At 34.5% G+C, this 22,261-nt stretch carries 13 protein-coding genes; 10 read left to right on the top strand and 3 right to left on the bottom strand.

The genetic code is table 11. From position 1 onward, the window contains the following. Positions 1-114 precede the first annotated feature (114 nt). The 9 genes from Q1A60_RS01485 to rlmB all read left to right on the top strand — a co-directional run bounded on the left by Q1A60_RS01485 (position 115) and on the right by rlmB (position 15,970). A complete protein-coding gene (locus Q1A60_RS01485; protein WP_299763260.1) occupies positions 115-1,812 on the top strand; it encodes a hypothetical protein in 1,698 nt (565 codons plus the stop codon). A 417-nt stretch (positions 1,813-2,229) separates the two neighbouring features. Then, on the top strand, positions 2,230-5,232 hold the full coding sequence (locus Q1A60_RS01480; RefSeq protein WP_299763258.1) for a TonB-dependent receptor: 3,003 nt from the start codon (positions 2,230-2,232) through the stop codon (positions 5,230-5,232). 18 nt (positions 5,233-5,250) lie between these two features. Next, the gene (locus Q1A60_RS01475; RefSeq protein WP_299763256.1) at positions 5,251-6,711 is read left to right on the top strand and encodes a RagB/SusD family nutrient uptake outer membrane protein; all 1,461 of its coding nucleotides are present in this window, start codon (positions 5,251-5,253) and stop codon (positions 6,709-6,711) included. A gap of 22 nt (positions 6,712-6,733) precedes the next feature. After that, on the top strand, positions 6,734-7,588 hold the full coding sequence (locus Q1A60_RS01470; protein WP_299763254.1) for a hypothetical protein: 855 nt from the start codon (positions 6,734-6,736) through the stop codon (positions 7,586-7,588). Between the two features lie 90 nt (positions 7,589-7,678). Continuing rightward, positions 7,679-8,440, top strand: a complete 762-nt coding sequence (locus tag Q1A60_RS01465; protein ID WP_299763251.1) for a hypothetical protein — start codon at positions 7,679-7,681, stop codon at positions 8,438-8,440. Between the two features lie 311 nt (positions 8,441-8,751). Further along, positions 8,752-11,997 (top strand): SusC/RagA family TonB-linked outer membrane protein, encoded by a 3,246-nt coding sequence (locus Q1A60_RS01460; protein WP_299763249.1) that lies wholly within the window; start codon positions 8,752-8,754, stop codon positions 11,995-11,997. A 25-nt stretch (positions 11,998-12,022) separates the two neighbouring features. Next, entirely contained in the window at positions 12,023-13,690 is a 1,668-nt protein-coding gene (locus Q1A60_RS01455; RefSeq protein WP_299763247.1) for a SusD/RagB family nutrient-binding outer membrane lipoprotein, read from the top strand. A gap of 27 nt (positions 13,691-13,717) precedes the next feature. After that, complete coding sequence (locus Q1A60_RS01450) at positions 13,718-15,166, top strand: hypothetical protein (protein ID WP_299763245.1); 1,449 nt, start codon at positions 13,718-13,720, stop codon at positions 15,164-15,166. A 69-nt stretch (positions 15,167-15,235) separates the two neighbouring features. Further along, positions 15,236-15,970, top strand: a complete 735-nt coding sequence (rlmB, locus tag Q1A60_RS01445; protein WP_299763243.1) for a 23S rRNA (guanosine(2251)-2'-O)-methyltransferase RlmB — start codon at positions 15,236-15,238, stop codon at positions 15,968-15,970. On the opposite strand, the gene Q1A60_RS01440 is transcribed toward rlmB, so the two are convergent. Continuing rightward, on the bottom strand, positions 15,967-16,719 hold the full coding sequence (locus tag Q1A60_RS01440; RefSeq protein WP_299763242.1) for a rhomboid family intramembrane serine protease: 753 nt from the start codon (positions 16,717-16,719) through the stop codon (positions 15,967-15,969). The two genes, rlmB and Q1A60_RS01440, sit on opposite strands and share 4 nt — an antisense overlap. Before the next feature lie 86 nt (positions 16,720-16,805). Here Q1A60_RS01440 and Q1A60_RS01435 point away from each other — a divergent pair, with 86 nt between their 5' ends. Further along, positions 16,806-18,083, top strand: a complete 1,278-nt coding sequence (locus Q1A60_RS01435; protein WP_299763240.1) for a replication-associated recombination protein A — start codon at positions 16,806-16,808, stop codon at positions 18,081-18,083. Positions 18,084-18,093: 10 nt separating this feature from the next. Here the strand turns inward: Q1A60_RS01435 and Q1A60_RS01430 are convergent, their stop codons facing one another. Both Q1A60_RS01430 and Q1A60_RS01425 read right to left on the bottom strand, forming a co-directional pair. Then, entirely contained in the window at positions 18,094-21,441 is a 3,348-nt protein-coding gene (locus Q1A60_RS01430; protein WP_299763238.1) for a VCBS repeat-containing protein, read from the bottom strand. Beyond that, on the bottom strand, positions 21,441-22,259 hold the full coding sequence (locus Q1A60_RS01425) for a hypothetical protein (protein WP_299763236.1): 819 nt from the start codon (positions 22,257-22,259) through the stop codon (positions 21,441-21,443). The genes Q1A60_RS01430 and Q1A60_RS01425 overlap by 1 nt, the downstream gene beginning before the upstream one ends. Positions 22,260-22,261: the final 2 nt, after the last annotated feature.

Below are 22,261 nucleotides of genomic sequence, written 5' to 3'. Positions count from 1 at the left end.
TTGAGATTAATCAAATAATAACTCACTTATTTTATAATGGTTTCCCATAAATTAAATCTAAAAACACTTTTTACCTACAAAAACCGTTAGCTTTACATTAAAAATCAAATCTATTTGAGACGCATTATCTACATCTTTTTTACTCTATATATTTTCAGTATTTCCTATTGCCAATCTCAAGAAGGAAAACTACTGCTTAGTATTAAAGGTAAAACGCTTGCTGAGACAGAAATAATTGACAGCATAGGATATCAAAAAACATTCAAGGAACTTATTCCTTTATTTAAAACAATAGATAGCTTAAAAAGCTCTCTTTCAAAAATAGGCTACATAGACATCACTGAAGAAAGAGTTAAAATTAACGACTCCTTGTATGCATCAGCAATGCATTTAGGTAAGCGATATAAATATGTGAGAATCTACGTAGGAAAAGACACATCTACTAAAACATACCTTAAGGAAGCCAACCTCTCTATTAAGAACGACAGTATTCTTATTGAGACCGCTTTCGCGAAAGCGGTTTTAGAAAATTTAACCTCTATAGCTGCAAATAGCGGAAATCCTTTTACTAGTTTTCAAATCACATCAATATCCAAAGACAACATAAACACACTTTCAGGAAAACTTTCTATAAATCAAGACGTAAATCGCTATGCAAATCGCATTATTATTAATGGATACAAAAAAGCCCCAAGAGGTTATATAAAATATTACGCAAGAATAAGAGAAGGAAAAGTTTTCAACCAAAAAGAATTACTTGAACAAAATGAACGATTAAACAATCTTAGTTTTATCACTTCAAAAAAAGATCCTCAAGTTTTATTTACAAAAGACAGCACTACCATTTACTTTTACCTAGAGCGTAAAGTGAACAACCGATTTGATGGCTTTCTAGGTTTTGCTACGAATGAAGAGACTAACAGATTGCAACTAGACGGGTATATAGACCTTATCTTAACAAACAACCTTAACTACGGAGAAACATTACTATTAAATTATAAGAGTGATGGCGATGACCAAACACAACTAAATGTAAAGGCCTCATTGCCTTATTTATTTAGAAGTCCACTAGGAGTTGAAACACAATTATCATTATTTAGAAAAGACAGCACATTTTCTGAAAACAGCCAAGAGGTGAGTTTATTTTACCAAGTTAACCCAAACAGCACCATTTCTTTAGGCTACAAATCAAAACAATCTGAAGATCTTATCGAGTCTACCAACACCGATAACGAAATCATAGAAGACTACACACAACAAAGAGTTCTTGGTAGTTTTTCATTTTCAAAACTACAATCAGACTTTTTCTATCCTGTTAAAACACACTTTACATTAGAAGGTGAAGTCGGAAACAGATCTTCTACAGAAAAAAAAGAAGAACAAATTAGCTTCAACTCACTAACGAGTCATATATTTAAGCTGAACGAAACCAACCAAATCTACCTAAACAACAAAACACAAGTACTTCTTTCAGACACATACCTTACCAATGAACTTTATCGTTTTGGAGGAATCACCAGCATACGAGGATTTGAAGAAAACAGCATTTTTGCAAATCTGGTTAGTACTTTAAATACAGAATATAGATATGTGTTAAACTCTAGCATATATGTACACAGTATTATTGACCTAGCCTACTTTGAAAATGATATCTCTGATCAAAAAGAAAAACTAATAAGTTTTGGCTTTGGAGCTGGACTTAGAACCAAAGCTGGCATTTTTAAGATTAATATTGCTAATGGAAAAACTGAAAATCAAACTTTTAGATTTTCTAACACAAAGCTTCATTTTCAATTAGCGATACGTTTTTAAATATAATTACCCCTATTTTAAGTTAAAATTAAGATAAAAGTAAAGCTTTATCGGCGTTATCTACAAACCGTCAAAAAACCACAAAATTTATAATGAAATAGAAAAATCTCGAGAAAGCACCACTTTCCTATTTCATGTTCATCTCGAACAACAAACAATGACTTAAAACGTGTTTTTAAAAAATTGTGTAAATCGACTTTAAATATTGAAACATTGTAAAGATTATGCCTACAGACAAGGTGTTCCTGACCAAACAAGCAGTAAACCAACACTTAAGCTCATAATTACACTCTGAAAATCTCTATATTTTTGTAGATAACTCATTAAAAACACGAAAAAAGTCAATATTTATCAATAAATAGTTGGATAAATCACTTTTTATTGTGATTTTTATCGAAAAATTGTAATTTAAGAAAAATGAAAAAGAAACTATGCTCAATGCTAGTACTATTCTTAGTACTGGCAGTGCAAACTGCGTTTGCACAACAACGAACAGTATCAGGAACTGTTCTCGAAGAAAACGGCCCTTTACCAGGCGCTAACGTTATTGTTAAAGGCTCTGACAGAGGAACTCAAACTGATTTTGATGGTAATTTTACTCTCAAAAATGTAGCTTCAACTGACGTTCTCGTCATAAGTTACGTCGGTTTTAAAGACCAGGAAGTTCAAGTTGGCAACAAATCACTAATCAGTATTCTTTTAGAGAAAGATAATGCGCTAGACGAGGTCGTTGTAGTTGCTTATGGTTCGCAAAAAAAATCTACTGTTACTGCAGCAACATCAACTGTAAAAGCTGAAGACTTGGCTCAAGTACCTTTAGCATCTTTTGAACAAATTCTTCAAGGTAGAGCAACTGGTATTGAAATTTCTTCAGGTTCTGGTCAACCAGGAACTGCTGCACGTATCAGAATACGAGGTACCTCTTCTATTCTTGGGAATTCACAGCCTTTATTTCTTGTAGATGGTATTACTATTGATCCAAATAGTTTTGCCTCACTGAATGCAAATGATTTCGAAAGTGTTACTGTACTAAAAGATGCACAAGCTACAAGTTTATATGGAGCTAGAGGTGCTGCAGGAGTAATTCTTATAGAAACCAAGAAAGGGAGAATCGGATCTAGTAAAACTCAAATAGCAGTAAGAACTTTTACAGGAGTTTCTGAAGCACCTTCATTAAATGTAGATGTATTAAATGCTAGACAGTTCTTGGAGTTAAGTAGAGATTTAGGCTTAAATGGCGCAGGGAATCTTACTGATGAACAAATAAGTCAACAAGTAAGCGATTTAAACGGGTTTAGCCCTGAAGATGCTTTACTAAGAACGGGTAGAACATTTTCCCATGAAGTATCAGCAACTGGTGGGTCTGAAAAAACAGGATTCTTTACATCTCTATCCTATTTTGAACAAGAAGGAACTGTCCCAAATTCAGATTTACAACGTATTACAACAAGATTAAATCTTACGCATCAATTAAATGAAAGATTTAAATTTGACATCAATACATCATTAGGTTTTTCAAGAACTAATAATGTACCTAGTAATGGAGGTGTAAATCTTGCAAATCCGTTTCTAATTCCATTTTTAGGAAATCCAACAGTACCTGTATTTAACGATGATGGAACTTTTAATACTGGAAATCCAACGCTTTCTAGATTAGCTCCTAATGTTTTAGAAGATCTTCAAAATGGAATACGTGAAAATGAACAATTGAAATTAATAACTTCTGCACGTTTTAATTACAAATTTACCGATTGGTTAAATATAGGATATAATGTAGGGATTGATTTTGAGGATGATTTTAACGTAAACGCCTTCAATCCAAACACATTCAGAGGACAGACTATCCCTGCAATTACTGACGCAGATTCTAACTTATTTGGTAGTCAACAAGAAATATCTGTTAGAGATCTCAATTTCACATCTACACTTCAGTTGAATTATGCTGATACTTTTAATGAAAAACACGATGTAAACTTCAGTATATTTTGGGAACTTAACAATAGAGACCTAAGAACTAGCGGGTTTACTGGCTTCGGATTAGAGCCTGCTCTTTTCGGATTTCAAGCTGCTATTACGCAAGGAACCGTTGATAATGGAATCATCCCTACAACTAATGGTATACGATCTAGAAATAGTTTAAATTCTTATTTTGCAACTGGAGGATATAGTTATGACAATCGTTATGGGTTTGCAGCTTCTATTAGAAGCGATAGATCTTCACGTATTGATCCAGAATTCAGCAACATCTTATTTTATTCTGTATCTGGAAGATGGAGCATTGACAATGAAAGGTTCTTAGAAAATGTAACTTGGATCGACCAATTAAAATTAAGAGCCAGCTTTGGAACAACAGGGAATGACGCAAGTGCTGGAGCCAATGCTTTCATACAGCAATTAGCAAATCCTATTTTTCAAGGAGTACCAACACTAGTAACTGCTGGATTAGCTAATACTACTTCTCGTTGGGAATTTACAGAACAATTTAATGTTGGATTAGATTTTGGCCTATGGAAAGGTAAATTAAGCGGAACCTTTGATTACTATGTCTCTAATACAGAAGATTTAGCTGTTAACCTTACATTACCAGCAGCTTTTGGAGACACTAATGTAAATACCAACATTGGATCTATAAAAAATCAAGGACTTGAGTTAAAATTAGATTATAATATTTATAATGACCAAAATTGGAATTTTGATATTTACGGAAATGCATCTTATAATTTCGGACGTGTAACTGACTTAGGTCCACAAATTGATCAATTTGTTAACGGAACTAGTATCGTACGTGTTGGCGAACAGTTAGGATCACATTTTATTAACGAATTTGCTGGAGTGAATCCTTCTAACGGAGAACCTCTTTATCGAGATATTAATGGAAATATCACCAATGTATTTAGTGCAGATGATGCTAGGACAGGTTTTGGAAGCTCAGAACCCCTATACACTGGAGGATTTGGTTTTTCTTCTAGCTACAAAGGATTCTCGCTGTCTACATTATTCTCATTCCAAGCAGAAGTTACACGATTTAACAATACATCATTCTTCTTAGAGAATTTCAATTTCCTAGGATCTGGATTAAATCAGTCTGTCACCATTTTAGATTACTTCCAAAATCCAGGGGACATCACAGAAATACCTGCACCTAGTGTAAATGGTGTGGCTACCCAACGTCAATTTACAAATCAAGATCTAGAAGACGCATCTTTTATACGACTAAGAGACATCACATTAGCTTATTCGTTATCACCAGATTTATTGAAAAACACATTTTTACAAAGTGCTAGAATATATGCTAGAGGTGTAAACGTTTTGACATTTACAAACTTTGGCGGCTTAGACCCTGAAGACAACAATAACATTTCTCAATTTGAGTTTCCAAATGCAAAACAATATACCATTGGACTTGACTTAAATTTCTAATACAAAAAATAAAAAATAATGAAACTATTTAATAAAATAATTATTGCAGTTATGGCAGTTACCTGCTTTATATCTTGCGATGATTTTACAGAATTTGACAGAGATTTCATTCTTTCCGAAAATGGATCTATAGAAACTACCGAAGACTTACAACGCTTCCTGTTAGGAGCCTACAATTCTATCGGATCTTACAATGGAATCATATCTATAAATAGTCTAGGAGCCGATGAAGTTCGTATAGGTCAAGGAAACAGAGGACAAGGACTTCAAGCGCATTCATTCACACTTACCAATGGCTCTGGAGAGCCTCTTGGAATTTGGAATTCTGCCTATGACGCCATTGATAATGCTAACAGAGTATTGCGAGCTATTGATGATGTTACAACAAGCCCTGGTAGTGAAATTTCAACCACACAAATAATGGGAGAAGCCTTAGCATTAAGAGCTTGGCAATATTTTGATTTATTACGCATGTTTGCACCATCATTTGATCCTTCATCTCCAGGGGTACCTCTTGTAACTTCAGTACAAGAAGTGGGCGTAGATGATCTAAACATCCCTAGAAGTTCAGTAGGGGAAGTTTTGCAACAAATAAATGAAGATTTAACTATGGCTGCAGATTTATTATCTGGAAGTAATTTAAATGTAAATAGATTTAACATAAATGCTGTTCGTGCTTTACAAGCAAGAGTTGCTATTTATAGTGGTGGTAATGACAACTTAACGAATGCCGTAAATCTTACTACTCAAATACTAACTGAAGTTCCTTTAGTATCTGGAAATGATTATATCAATATGTTTAGAGTAGATCAAGACATTCCTACCACTCCTACTGAGACAATTTTCCAAATAGAAAGAGATCAATTTGATGGTAGAATTGGAACAATTTTTAGCGATGTTAATCAAGATGTATTTTTCTCAACTTCTGTTGATTTATTCAATCAACTATCCTTAGCAGGTCAAGATAGATTCAACACTAATATTGATAATGAAACAGAAATAACAGAGCGTATAGCTGATGGAGATGATCAAATTGTAGGAAAATATTTAGGTTCTACAGAATTACTATCACTTAACAACATAAAAGTATTTAGATCTTCAGAAATGCTACTTATAAGAGCAGAAGCTAATGCACTTTTAGGGAATCTATCTGATGCCCGTAATGATATTGATCAATTACGCACAACAAGAGGTAGCAATATAACAACTCCGGCAAATTATACAAACTTAGATCAAGCTATCGATGAAATCCTTAATGAAAGAAGAGTCGAATTAGCATTTGAAGGACATCGTTTATTAGATCTCAAGCGCTATAACAGAGCCATTAATCGAATTGATGATGATTGTTCAGGAGTAGACAGGCCAGCTACTTCTTGTAATTTAGAAGCCGGAAGTTTCAGGTTTACTTTTCCAATTCCGCAAGCTGAAATCTTCGCAAATGATGGCATTTCAGATGCAGATCAAAACCCTGGTTATTAATTAAGAAAAAATGAAAATGAAAATGAAATATTTATATAAAATAAGCTTCATACTAACACTATTACTTGTCGTTAGTTGTAATGAAGACGACTCTATAGTTTTAGATGTAAATGACCCTGCTAATTCCATCGCTCAAATTAATGGTGGGACTGTGCTTACCTTCAACCCTGTAGAAGATGTAGTTAATATCGTTAACATTGGTGTTTCAACACTTTCTGATTCTGACAGATCTTATACTGTTTCTATCGACATGGATAACACTACTCTAGAATCTTCATTTTACAATATACCATCTTTAACAGGAGTGATACCTGCTGGTAGTTTTATAGGAGAATTAGTGATTAACACACCTATTCCTAGTAGTTTCCCTGAAACTGATGCTGTTTTAACTTTAGTGTTGGAATCTGTAGAAGGAGCCCAACTATTAGAAACTAGTAATCTTTCGGAAGAATTAGGAATTACCGTTGCATGCCCAACAGTAGAACTTGAATTAGTTGTAGGGGAAGGTGTCACTACATCAAATCCTTTACTAGAGGCTTTTGGAGTAGATGCTACTTTTTCAGATCCAAGAACCGTTGTCATGGGACCTGGAAGTGATCAAATCACTATTATAGGTGGTTTATCACCAGATATAGGAAGTAGTGATATCATATTGACAGTAGACTTAGAAACTGGATTAGCTACAGGAACTGCAACACCAGAAGAAACTACAGAAGATCTTCCACTAGGAAATTCATTTAATAATGGAGGTGTTCCGACACGAACAACCCTTATTACTGGGCAAATATTATCTTGTATAGGTCAGATTTCTTTCACCTTAGATAATGGAACTTTCGCTCCTCCTTTTAATTCTAATACTGTTGTTTTAGAATTTTAAAAATAACATATGAAATAAAAAAGCTGGACTTACAATATATATAAGTCCAGCTTTTTTTTTGAAATAATTAATATCCTTAAAAAAAAGATCATGAAAAAAAGGTTCATATTACTAGTAATTCTAACACTTGGCATATCAATACAAGCCCAAGAGAAAAAAAACACACCTTCAAAAGAGGATAAAAAGAATTTTAACAAAGAAGACGTAAGAAGAAAAAACAATTCTTTAATTTCCAACCAAGCATTTTCTGAATTCACAAATGAAGGCACTCCAGGAAGCAATACACCTTTTACTGTAATTTTAAAAAAAAAGGAAATTGAAGGAAGTAAGTTTATGTTTAAAAATTGGGAAAATCCAATAGTTATAAAAAGAAAACAAGGAAAAGACCAAACCTTAAATAACGCTAATTACAATCTTGAAAAAGGTACTTTTGCCTTGGCAACAGAGGAAACCATTTACTTATTAGATGTTATAAACTATAAAGAAATACTTTTTAAAAATAAAGTATTTATTAGCACTTATAATCCTATAAACAAATCTCGACGATATTTAGAAGTTATTTATGCTTCTGAAAACATCAAATTACTTAGAGACTATACTTTAATAATAAAAGAAACTGAAAATGCTGGCGGTTATATTGTAAGTAAAAATAAATATTCGAAAAAATCAAGATATTACTACACTTCGAATAAAGACTTTAAAGAGATTAAGTTAAAAAAATCTGAAATTCTACAATTATTTGGCCAAAAATCTTCCAAAATTTTAGCCTTTGCCAATAAGGAAAAATTATCTTTCAAAAAAGATAAGGACTTAAACCAAATCTTTACCTACTACAATTCATTATTGTTTTAAAGGTTAGAATATTAAAAACTTCTAATATTCCACAATCATATTATTTAAAAATTCACTACACGTTTATGCGTCTATCTAGCTATAACACAGCACTTTTTTAATTAATCTATACTTTATGTTTAATATTTAAAAACTCAATCGCTATGATTTATTTTTAAAAAAAACTCAAAATTCCATTACCCAACAACTAACTATTAAATCAAAAATAAATATTGATGGCTAACAAATTCTTTAATTTTAGGAGTAAATAGTTGTGTAATTAACTTTTTATTGTGATTTTTGACATTGGCTAATTCAAATAATTTATAAAAATGAAAACAAAGTTTAGTGGAATTTTAACGCTTTTGTTAGCGTTTGTCGTGCAAGTTTCATTTGCACAAACAACAGTTTCCGGAACAGTTTCTGAAGAAAACGGACCATTGCCTGGAGCAAGTGTCCTAATTAAAGGAACTCAGACTGGAGCTCAAACCGATTTTGATGGTAACTATACTATTCAAGCAAGTTCAGGTGATGTACTTGTCTTTAGTTATGTTGGTTACTCAACTCAAGAGGTTACTGTAGGTAATCAAACTACAATTAATGTTACTCTTGCTTCAGACAATCAACTTGACGAAGTAATTGTAACTGCTCAGGGTATAAAGCGTGAAAAGAAAGCGTTAGGATATGCTGTAAGTGAGGTTTCTTCTGAAGAGATAGAAAACCGTACAGAAGGTGATGTTGGACGTATACTTTCAGGTAAAGCGTCTGGGGTAGCTATTACTTCTCAGAGTGGTGCATCGGGATCTGCAACGAACGTTGTAATTCGTGGTTACAACTCTATTAATGGAAGTAACCAAGCACTTTTCATCGTAGATGGTGTTCCTTTTAGTAGTGATACTAATACTGATGGAAACTTCGCAAACGGTAACAATGGATCTTCTCGTTTCTTAGATCTTGATCCTAACAATATTGAAAGCGTTAACGTACTTAAAGGTTTAGCAGCTGCTACACTTTATGGTACTGCTGGACGTAACGGGGTAATCGTAATTACTACAAAATCTGCAACTTCTCGTGGACAAGGTCCTAAGAAAACAGAGATTACGATTAACCAATCTTACTTTGCTAATGAAATTGCTTCATTACCAGATTATCAAAATACATACGGTGGAGGATTTGACCAATCATTTGGATGGTTCTTCTCTAACTGGGGACCAGCTTTCAACCCTGATGGAGTTGATGGTTATTTAAATGATCCTGCGCAGCTAATTGCTGCTGACGGAACTGTTGAGCACCCATACTCTTCATCTGCTTTCTTAGATGGATTCTTAGACGGGAATAACATTCTTCAAGAGGAATTCCAAGACCAACGTTATGAGTGGAGACCATATAATAACGTAGATGCATTTTTTAGAACTGGTGCAGTTTCTAACACTTCTATAAACATTAATGGAAGTTCAGAAGATGGTAAAGTAGCTTACAATGTAAACTACGGTCATTTAGATGATCAAGGATTTATCCCTGGAAACAGATTAAGAAGAAATAACTTATCTATTGGTGGTAGAGCTCAATTATCTAACAAGTTTACGATCTCTGGATCTTTAAACTATGCTAGAACTAATTTTGCTATTCCTCCAGTTGCTGCTTCTTTAGGAAATGGTACTACAGGTTTCTCTGTATTTGCAAACGTATTCTTTACACCACGTAACGTAGATTTAGTAAATCTTCCATTTACCATTCCTGAAACAGGAGGTAGTATTTATTACCGTGATGGAAATGACATTAACAACCCTAACTGGATTGTTGCTAACGCACAAGACTCTCAGTTAACTAACCGTGTATTCGGTACTAGTACTTTATCATACCAATTAACTGATAACTTAAGCCTTCAGTATAGAGCTGGGGTTGATTTCTTCAACCAAAGAAATGAGAGTTATATTAATAGGGGTGGTGTATTAGGAGCTGCAAGAGATGATATTCGTGGAGAGTATAATACATTTGATATTAATACAAGAATTTGGGATCACTACGCAGCTGTAAGCGGAGATTATGACCTAAGTGATAAAATTGGTTTAACATTTATCGCTGGTGCAACTTCTAGATCTAGAGAAGTTGATGGACAAGGAGTAAATAGTACAGATCAGATTGTATTTGGTGTTCAAAGACACTTTAACTTCAGACAGCAAGTTGCTAGACAGTTTACTACATTCAGAAACATTGTAGGGGTATTAGGACAAGCTGATTTTGATTATGACAATTTTGCTTTCGTTACACTTTCTGCTCGTAATGACTGGGTTTCTAACCTTCCTACTGAGAACAACTCTCAGTTTTACCCAAGTGCAAGTATCTCTTTCTTACCAACAGCTGCATTTGATGGCTTAAAGAGTGATGCATTAAATTACTTAAAAGTAAGAGCTGGTTTAGGAACATCTGCAGGATTCCCACAAGGGTTCCCAGTATCTCAAATTGTAAACCAAGGAATTAATCAACAACAAGTTGGTTTAACAACAAATGCACTTAGTAGCTTTAGAGCAAATCCAGATTTACAGCCTGAGCTTATTAGCGAATTCGAAGTAGGTTTCGATGCTCGTTTATGGAAAAATAGAATTAGTTTAGATGTATCTTATTTTGATCGTCAAACTGAAGACTTAATTGTAAATAGAAACTTAGCACCTTCAACAGGTTTTACTGTTACACAAGATAACATTGGTAAAGTAGAAGGTGATGGTTGGGAAGTTGATTTAGGTGTTGACATCTTCAAAAGTGAAAACAACGGATTCAATTGGAACTCAAGACTTAATTTTACTCAATCTGAGCAAATTGTAACTGAGCAAGCTGAAGATATCATTGTATATGCTGGATTTGGCAACTTAGGTAATGCTGCAATTCGAGGAGAGCAATTAGGGGTAATCGTTGGAGATCGTATCTTAAGAGATGCTAACGGTAACTTTGTTGTGAATGGTGCTGGTAACTATGTATCTGAGCCAAATATTACTTTAGATGATGGACGTAACATTCAGCCTATCATTGGTAACCCACAGCCAGATTATGTAATGAACTTTATCAATACATTATCATATAAAAACTTTAACTTAGGATTCCAAATTAACCATACTAAAGGAGGTGACATTTATGCATCAACTATTTCTGTACTTCTTGGACGTGGATTAATTGTAGAGACAGAAGATAGAGAAAACACGTTCATCCTTCCTGGTGTGAATGTTGACGCTAACGGAAATTCAACTCCTAACGAAACACAGATTAACAACTCACAGTATTACTTCTCAAACATACTGTTCGGACCATCTGAATTACAAGTATATGATGGTTCTGTAGTTAGACTTCAAGAGATTTCTTTTGGATACAATGTACCTAAGAAATACTTAGAGAAAACACCATTTGGTTCTTTCAGCATTACGGCTAGCGGATTTAACCTATGGTATGATGCTTACAACACGCCAGCAGGAGCAAATTTTGATCCTAACGTAGCAGGTGTAGGTGTAGGTAACGGACGTGGATTTGATTTCCTTAATGGACCATCATCTAAGCGTTACGGTGTAAGTGTTAAAGCATCATTTTAATTAAAAAATTTATAAAATTATAATTATGAAAAAAATAATTAAATTCATAATGGCGATTGCAGTTGCTAGTTCTGCTATGTTTTACTCTTGTGAAACAATAGAACTTGAGCAAATTGAAAATCCCAATGGACTTAACCCTAGTCAAGCCGATCCAAACTTATTGGCAAATAGTATACAAATAGGGTACTTAGCTAATATGTCTAGTTTCAATGGAAATGCAGCAGGATTAGTTAGAATTAATACTTTTGGCTCTAGAGATTATTTTGCAGGTATTACTGGGAATGCATTAAATGCTAACTGGAATAGAATCTATTCTACTTCAATGATTCCAAATATCAATACGATTACAGCTCTAAACGCGGAAGCAGGAGATGGTTCTCTTAACTTCCAAGAAGGTACTTCTAAAGTAATGTTAGCGCATAGTCTTATGCTATTAGTTGACTTTATAGGAGATGTTCCTTTCTCTGAAGCAGTGAATCCAGATGAATTCCCTGCTCCTAATGTAGATCCAGGTCAGTCAGTATATACTGCTGCATTGGCTCTACTTGATGAAGCTGAAGGTATATTAAATGGGACAAGTGGTGCTGATTTATTTTATGATGGTGATTCTGAATTATGGATTAGAGCAATTAATACAATTCGTTTAAAAGCTTCTTTAACGATTCAGGACTACACTACTTTCGATGCTATTATTGCAGGAGGTAACTTTATTGAATCAAACGATCAAGATTTCACATTTACATTTGGAACAAACGAAGTTAACCCAGATGAACGCCATCCTGATTATATTGCAGATTACACTCCATCTGGAGCTGGTTTTTACAAGTCAAATTGGACTATGGATTATATGTTAAATTCTAATGATCCAAGAATACGTTACTACTACTTTAGACAAACAGATTGTACTCCAGGTGCTACTTGTAACCCTAATGGTAATGGCGAAACATTATCTTGCTCTCTTCAAAACCCACCTCAGCATATTGTTAATGCTGGTTTTGGTGATATCGCTTGTTTTGTTGAAGATGGTTACTGGGGTCGTTTGCATGGAAATGATGAAGGTGCACCGCCAGATAACTTCTTAAGAACTGCTGCTGGTGTATATCCCGCAGGTGGATTATTTGATGATGATCGTTTTGCTAACGTAGGCTTAGGTCTAGGTGGAGGTGGAGCAGGTATAGAACCTTTCTTACTTGCATCTCAAGTAGATTTTATGCGTGCTGAAGTTGCAATGGCTCAGAATAACCCTGATGCTGCAGCAACACATCTTCAAAATGCGATTACAAAATCTGTAAATAAAGTTGTATCATTTGGTGCTCTAGATGCATCTAGGGACGCCTCTTTCGAAGCTTCGTCTGACGATATTACTACATTTATTGACGCGCAAGTTATGGCATTTAATGACGCTTTAACTAATGATGATCGTATGAATATACTTGCAGAGCAATATTGGATTTCTCAATTTGGAGCTGGGGCAGAAGCTTACAACTTCTACAGAAGAACAGGTTTCCCAACAACGCTTCCTCCAAACTTAGAATTAAACCCTGGAGGATTTGTAAGATCATTCCCTTATGCTACGTCTGAAGTTGTTGCTAATCCAAACATTAGTCAAAAAGCAGATCAGAGCGTTCAAGTATTCTGGGATACTAACCCTCCATCTTCAGCTGGTGGTGGCGGATTCCCTGCTGCAAACTAATAATTTAATATAAAGTAAAAATTAAACATGAAAAATTTATATAAATATGTCTTTATGGGAATTCTAGCATTAGGTTTAGGATCTTGTGATGACGATGAAGAAAATACAACAATAGGCGTTCAAGACACTGTTGAAACTGGTGCTGTACTAAGAACTATTAGTTTTACAGATGAGCTTTTATTAGATGTTGATAATCCACCACAATTTGTACTTGAAATAGAAGAACAAGATGAATTTGAAGGAGAACTTCTTGAAAGTGTTAATTTATTTGTCACCTATGCAGATAACTCAGCGATTGCTGGTAATAGTTCTTCCATAAATACTGAAGAAGTGTTATTGAGAAATATTCCTGCATCAGAGTTTTTTCCTGGACCTTTTGGTTTACCTAGAGCTGAAATTATTGCTCCTTTAAGTGAAACATTAGCTGCTATAGGAGGCACTTTTGACGATATATATGTAGATGATACGTTCACATTTAGAGAAGAATTAATTCTTACTGATGGTCGTGTTTTTAGCGTAAATAACGCAGGTGGTATTATTACTGCTGGTTTTTTTAACTCACCTTTTCAACATGTTCAGACTGTCACTGGAGGTATTAATCTATCTTTTCGCGAAAGTGGTTTAAATGAAATTAATATTGCAGAAGGTCAGCCAAATGATGGTTATCAGACTATTTTACAAGTTCAAGAAGCTGTAGAAGACCTATGGGATCAAACGGAAATATTTGTTCGCTATGTTGATAATAATGATGATGGTACTGACAATAGTACACAAGATACATCTTTAGGCATTATTCCAAGAGCAGATTTCACATTACCAGCTTTAGATCAAGACAATGATGATGAGCCTATAGAAATGGCTATTGGAGGTGCCGTAAACATCTCACTTGAAAGTATTTTAACTGGAATTGGACTAGGTCTAGATGAATTATTTGAAGATGATGAAGTAATTATTAGATTTTCTGTACGTAATTTCGCTGGACGTGAAATTTCTTCACTAGAAGAACCTTTCTCAGTTATTATTCCTGTTGTAAGTTGTCCTATAGCTCCTATAGCTGATGCTGATACTTTTGGTGTAGGTATGTATAACTTAGAAATTACTTCTGGTGTATTTCCAGATTTTGGTGTAACTGTTGACTTTATGGAAGGTCCTTATGAAATAGTAAGTACAAATGGTTTAAACAGAGAAATAGCTAACGTTCCATTTTTACCTGAATTTAATAATGGAGGGTTCCCTACTACCATTCCATTCTCATTTAGTTGTGATAGAACTCTTGTACCTACACACTTTCTTGCTGGAGGGTTAGGTTGTGATGGAGAAAATTTTGATATAACTGGAGAATCTACTGATACTGTTTTTGGCGAATTTGATTCTTTAGATGATACTACGTTCACATTAAGCTTCACTATTTTTGCTCCTGTTGGAACGTGTCCAAGTGTTCCTTACACTTCTACACTTACATTTACAAGAATTTAATTTAACAATTAAATTAAATTATTCAATAAGGCCACTATATGTGGCCTTATTATATTTATAAATATAAATATGAAAAATTCACTTCAAATATTTGGGACTAGAGCTATCATAGAAGCTATTGAAGCTGGAAAGGAAATTGACAAAGTTTATTTACAGACAGGGCTAAAAAATAACCTTACTAGCGAATTAAATACACTCATAAAAAAGAAAGGTATACAAACTTCGTATGTACCTATCCAAAAATTAAACAAGCTTACACAACAAAATCATCAAGGAGCTATAGCAACTATAGCTGTCATTGGATTTCACAATTTTGAAGATCTTGTAAATAGAACTGTCGCATCTGATGTCAGCCCTTTATTTATTTTATTAGATCAACTATCTGACGTTCGAAATTTTGGTGCTATTATACGTACCGCAGAATGTACTGGAGCTCATGGCATCATTATTCAAAAAAAAGGAGGCGCTCCACTGAATGCCGTAGCTATAAAAACATCTGCAGGAGCTGCATTTAATATTCCTATTGCAAAAGTAGACCATCTGAAAGATGCTATTTATTACTTACAAGGATCAGGAGTAAACGTTGTTGCTGCTACAGAAAAAACAGAAAATAATTTATATACTATCGATTTCAAACAACCTACAGCTATTGTAATGGGTCGAGAAGATAGCGGAGTCTCATCTGGTGTTCTTAAAATTGTAGACGAAAAAGCAAAACTGCCTTTAATGGGATCTATTGCATCTTTAAATGTATCTGTAGCTTGTGGTGCTTTCTTATATGAAATTGTAAGACAAAGGCTTTAATCAATCTCAGATTCTGAATTAGTATCCTTTTCTTTATATATATAATTTACAGTAGGAGTATTTACAATATCCTCTTCCTCCTCTTCTATCTCTATAAAGTTTCCATTCTCATCAAATTGGCGCATGAATGGATCATCCTCTTCATTATAATCTTCTGCTTCCCAAACATATTTGGGTGGCTTGGCTACGCTTTCGCGAAAGCAAAAACCTAATATAGCCCCAGAGATAAATCCTGCCAAATGTCCTTCCCAAGAAACTTTCTCGTCCATAGGTAATGTTCCCCACACCAAGCTACCATACAAAAAGACCACAAGTAATGAAAGTGCCACAAGTCTAAAATGCTTTGCTCTTATGCCTTTAAAAAATAAAAAGGAAACCAGCCCATAAATAACACCACTCATTCCAATATGATAGGCAGAACGACCAATACACCAAGTACCTACACCACTTAAAAGTATAATGAGAAAAAATACACGCCAAGCTATTCTATTATAGAAATAAAACAATGCTGTACTTAGCACAAATAGTGGCACTGTATTATGCCATAAATGTGATAAACTTCCATGTATAAACGGAGAAAACAAAACACCTCTTAACCCAGAAAATGTTTGTGGCTTTACGCCATACGGTGTAAAATTCAATCCAAAACGTATTTCTAACCAATATACTACCCAAATAAGCAAAACAAAACCAACAGGGTATAATACAACCCCATTATAAAACTGAAAAGAAGAAGGTTTTGATTCCATACAGATCTAAAAGCAAAGAATTAGCCAAATATAATATTACAGTAATATTGTCATTCTATGACTTATAAAATACCTATTTTTATGTTATGAACACACCACTTGCAGAACGTTTACGCCCTAAAAAACTTGAGGACTACTTAAGTCAATTACATCTAGTGGGAGAACAGGGTTCATTACGTCAAGCATTGAATGCAGGTGTTATTCCGTCACTTATTCTTTGGGGGCCACCAGGCATAGGCAAAACAACCTTAGCCACCATCATTTCTAATGAATCTAAACGTCCATTTTATACGTTAAGTGCTATTAATAGTGGTGTAAAAGACGTAAGGGAAGTCATTGAAAAAGCAAAACAAAGTGGGGGTTTATTTACCCAAAAGAACCCGATTCTTTTTATCGATGAGATACATCGCTTTAGCAAATCACAACAAGATTCTTTACTAGGTGCTGTAGAAAAAGGATGGGTAACTCTGATAGGTGCTACAACAGAAAATCCAAGTTTTGAAGTAATTCCTGCCCTTTTGTCGCGTTGCCAAGTATATATTCTAAAGCCTTTTGGAAAAGAAGACTTAGAAGCTTTATTAAAACGGGCTATAGCAGAAGATAGTGTTATAAAAAATAAAAACATACACCTTAAAGAAACGGAAGCTTTATTACGCTTAAGTGGTGGCGATGCACGAAAACTACTCAATATTTTTGAGCTTGTTGTGACAACAGAGTCTACAAAAGATGTTACAATTACTAACGATCTTGTAATGTCTAAAATTCAAAAGAATACTGTTTTGTATGATAAAACAGGAGAACAGCATTACGACATCATTTCGGCTTTTATAAAATCGATACGCGGTAGTGATCCTAATGCCGCAGTATACTGGCTTGCAAGAATGATTGAAGGAGGAGAAGACGTTAAGTTTATAGCACGTAGACTCATTATTGCGGCCTCTGAAGATATAGGAAATGCAAACCCTACAGCTTTAGTTGTTGCCACAAATTGCTTTCAAGCAGTAAATACGATAGGATATCCTGAAGCGAGAATTATTTTAAGTCAATGTGTTACCTATCTTGCAAGCTCTCCCAAAAGTAATGCTTCATACATGGCCATTAAAAAAGCGCAACAACTTGTTAGAGAAACTGGTGATCTTAGTATTCCTTTACACTTACGCAATGCACCTACAAAGCTTATGAAAGATCTAGGATACGGAGATGATTATAAATATTCTCATGATTATCCTGGTAATTTTGTACATCAAGAATTTTTACCTGAAGAAATAGCAAATACAAAACTATATGATCCAGGGACCTCTGCAAGAGAAAAAGGATTACGAGATTTTCTTAAAGTACGTTGGAATGAAAAATATGGATATTAATACCACTTGCCTATTTAAACGTCAATATTTTAAGAGGGCTATCATTTACACCTATAACAACTATTTCTTTATCTAATGCTTTATGAGACACTTCTAGTAGTGCTTTCGCATTACCCTCTACATATAATCCTGATGCTATAGCAGATAATGCAGTATATCCATCTTTCTGATTAGAGAGTAGCACAACACCATTACCCGCATCATATCGAGGAGTCTCTACTTCTGTTTCGTATATATTTCCTATCACAATAGCATCTTCAAAACCATCATTATTAATATCTCTAGAGATCACACTTAATACAGGTGCCGCTTGGGCTATTGATGGGAGCTCTGAAATCACAAAAGAACCATCTCCTTTATTGAGTAATAATTTTGAAGAAAATGTTGTCACTTCTTTTTGATAAGCGGTTTCTAATTTTTCTCCATAAATATCTTTCAATGTTGCATTAGCAAAAGCATTATAGGTTTCAAATTTTTCTGAGATAAAAGGCATTTGTTGTGTAGAACATTCTTTACCTCTAGCCGGCACGTAATTACCATTATAGTTATTACTCAATACTAAGTCAAAAGTACCATTATCATCAAAATCTGAAGCAAAGACTTTAAAAGGTGTTTTTGCACTTGCTTTATATTTTATATTATCACCTATATTTCCAACTATATAATCTGGAAAACCATCTTTATTGACATCTGTTTCTGTGATTGTAAACCACCACCCCTTTTCTTTATCCAATCCTATTTCCTTAGAAACATCTGTAAATACGCCATCATTATTTTTAAAGACACCTATATGAGACCACTCTCCTACTACCATAAAATCAGCATCACCATCCGAATCATAGTCTGTAGCGATCACTTTATTTACAATTCCAAAATTTGCTAATTCTGGAGCGACTTGAGCCGTTACATTTGTAAAAGAACCACCATTATTTTGATACACTTGAGAGGGTGCACTCGTTGGGAAATGCTGTGGCTCAATTCTATTTCCTACAATAATATCAAAATCACCGTCAGAGTCATAATCAATAGTGGTGATTGATTTACCAGACAAGAATCCCGTTGTTGTGTCTTCATCAAAAGAGATTTGTGTAAATGTACCTTTACCATCATTTTGATAATATCGATTCTTGTATTGTAGAGCATTGGCATTAAATTCGTTTCCACCGCTTACCACAATAAGGTCTAAATCCTGATCACCATCGGCATCAAAAAGAATAGACTCCATATCTTCATGGATAGCGTCAGCTGTAAATGCTAGTTGCTTAGATTTTGAAAAACCACTAGCTGTTTGAATGTATAGCTGTCCTGCTTGTCCAGAAGCACCGCCTACATAGATATCATCAAGGCCATCTCCATTGACATCGCCTTTTGTCATATGAGGACCTAAAGTGGATTGCTTATACGGCAATAAGACTTCTTTAGCAAAATCATCATAGGTATTTTCTTTATGAATAAAATCGAGTCCGTAAGTTGTTTCCGCTTTCGCGAAAGCGTACTCAATAGTATCATCAACTTTAAAAATAGGCGCCGTTGATATCGTTGCTTCTTCTTCAGAAAACACAAGTGTTGTATTTGCTTTTATATTAGTACGCTCTTCGCTTTTACCCGAAAGCCACTGTACCGTTACTTTATCTATTACTGCGACATCGCCTAACCCAAAATGCGCACTATTTTCTGTTGCAGAAAGATATCCTTTAGTTCTTTTAGATTCATACACTTGAGATTGATCTCCATAAGCAATAGTCACTTTGGCAAATGTCTCTGATGTCTTTCCTTTTAAAGAAACACGCGCATAATTTCCCGTTTCTTTTTCTACGCTTGTATTTTTAAACAGGAATGCTTCATCATCTATATTATTGACCACAAGTTCTAAATCGCCATCGTTATCTAAATCGGCATAAGCACCTCCATTAGAATAGGATGCTACTGCGAGTCCCCATTGATATCCTTTATTTTCAAAATGAAGATTTCCATCATTATGAAACATGATATTACTAAGCTTTTCTGTAGGCATTGCATCATATAGCTTTTGCTTTACATCCAGAGGTACTTTCCCACCAAATGCTTTTTGAGTATCCCGTACTTGATTCTGGATATCATTATCTAAAGCGTACCTTCTATATCCATTTGTAACATATACATCACGATGAGAATCATTATCTAGATCGGCAATAAGGCCTGCCCAACTCCAGTCGGTTTTTGCCATCTTTGCTTGATGTACTGCATTATTGAAATGATTTCCTCCCATATTTAATTGCAATGAATTAAACATATATTGATGTTGGAAACCAAAATCATCAACTAGCATCGAAAACCGATCTACATCCATGCTCGCCATTAATGTTTTTGAGCGCACATGATCACTTGCTGCCATGTCTAACACAAAAATATCTTGAAGCTTATCGTTATTGATATCGGCAATATCTACGCCCATCCCAAAGAAGGATACTTGTTTTGTATACTCTTTTATACGGTCTGAAAATGTCCCATTTTTGTTATTGATGTACATCGCATCTGGCACATAGTAATCATTTGTAATATAGATATCTAACCACCCATCATTATTGATATCACTAACCGTAATACCTAAACCAAAAGCTGCTTTGAGCAGTCCTGCTTCCTTTGTGACTTTACGATAGGATGTTCCTTTATTTTCATAGAGTTGTACGCTACTTTTTTCTAGGTTATTACCTAATTTCATTGTAGCAAAAAAACGCTGGGGATCTAGTCCATAGAATTCATTTTCATTGGAAACCACACAGTCAAGATCGCCGTCATTATCGTAATCGAAAAACACGGATTGTGTACTAATTCCTGTATCTGCGAGATTATAGTCTTGTGCGCTTTCGCGAAAGCGGTTATCTTTTAAATTTATGTATAGGAGGTTTTTACGGTCTTCTGCTTGCTTAGGTCCTCCTTGGGAAACGTATATATCTATCCATCCGTCATTATTAACATCGGCAAACGTGACTCCGTTTGCCCATTGCTTACCGGTATTGATACCAGCTTGCTCAGAAATATCTTCGAATTGCAGATTTCCTTTATTGAGGTATAATTTATTCTCTACTTGATTTCCAGCAAAAAAGAGATCCTGCAAACCATCGTTATTAATATCTGCCACACCTACACCAGCTCCGTTATAGAAGTAATCAAAGTCAAATAGGTTTTCTATAGTCCCTACATCTTCTTTCAGTGTATTTGAAAATGTAATCCCACTTTCTGCTCCAGGAACGAGTTCAAAAAGATTTTGAGTTTTATCTACTTTTTCTTCTGATTTGGTCGTTGTGGTGGTGGTCTTTTGTTCTTGACCACAGCCTAAAAAAAGAAGCGCTAAACTTATGGTAAAAAAATATTTCATTAGTTTTTAGAAAATAGCATTTGTACGACACCGATTCCTTTTACAACACGATCTACAATAAAAGTATTGTTCTCAAAACGACCTTTACCATTAAATTGAGTCGTTAATACCTCGTAACTTTTATTGTCATTTGTTATCGCCGAACCAATCTTTTTTGAGCCTTCATAAATGGTTATATTTTCTTGTGAAATAACTAATTTATAAATACCATCTGCACTTTGATAAGTCCCATCAAGACTAGCTGTATTTTCAACAACTTGCGTTTCTGTTTCCTTTTCTACTACTTCTACAGGGGTAGTCGTGGTTTCTACTTTAGGTGTTTCCACCTCTTTTTTCACCTCAGTCACCTCAGGTGCTTCTACCGTCTCTGTAGTGGTGTCTTCATGAGTCTTCCCATTATAAGCATATTTTAATTCTTCTATAGAAACAAACGCTTTACGCAAAGCTTCATGGTAGGCTCTTTTAAAATCTTTTTCTTTACTTTTTCCTTGTTCGGTGATAAAGACAACCTTCCCATTACAGTCTTTTAAAATTACTTTTAATCTAGCAATAATGAAGTTAGAGTCACTCTCTACGTCTACATACAAAGCATTACAGCTTCCATTTTTAAGTCCTAAGGGCTTTTCATCTCTTACTCTATAGGAATCAAATCCATATTTATTAAATAGGAACTGGGTAAGTGAATTTAATTGATATTCATCTATACTTTTAGCAAATTCATATTTCTCTGGAACTATGACATATTGATAGTCATTTATGTTTTGAGAAAAAGAAGAAAAGTGTATCAGTAAAAGTAGTGCAATTACTAGGTGTTTCATTT

Source organism: uncultured Dokdonia sp. (assembly GCF_947492535.1).
Classification (GTDB): Bacteria; Bacteroidota; Bacteroidia; order Flavobacteriales; family Flavobacteriaceae; genus Dokdonia.
Note: the sequence above shows the minus strand (reverse complement) of the source record. Positions and strands in the feature narration are given on the sequence as shown.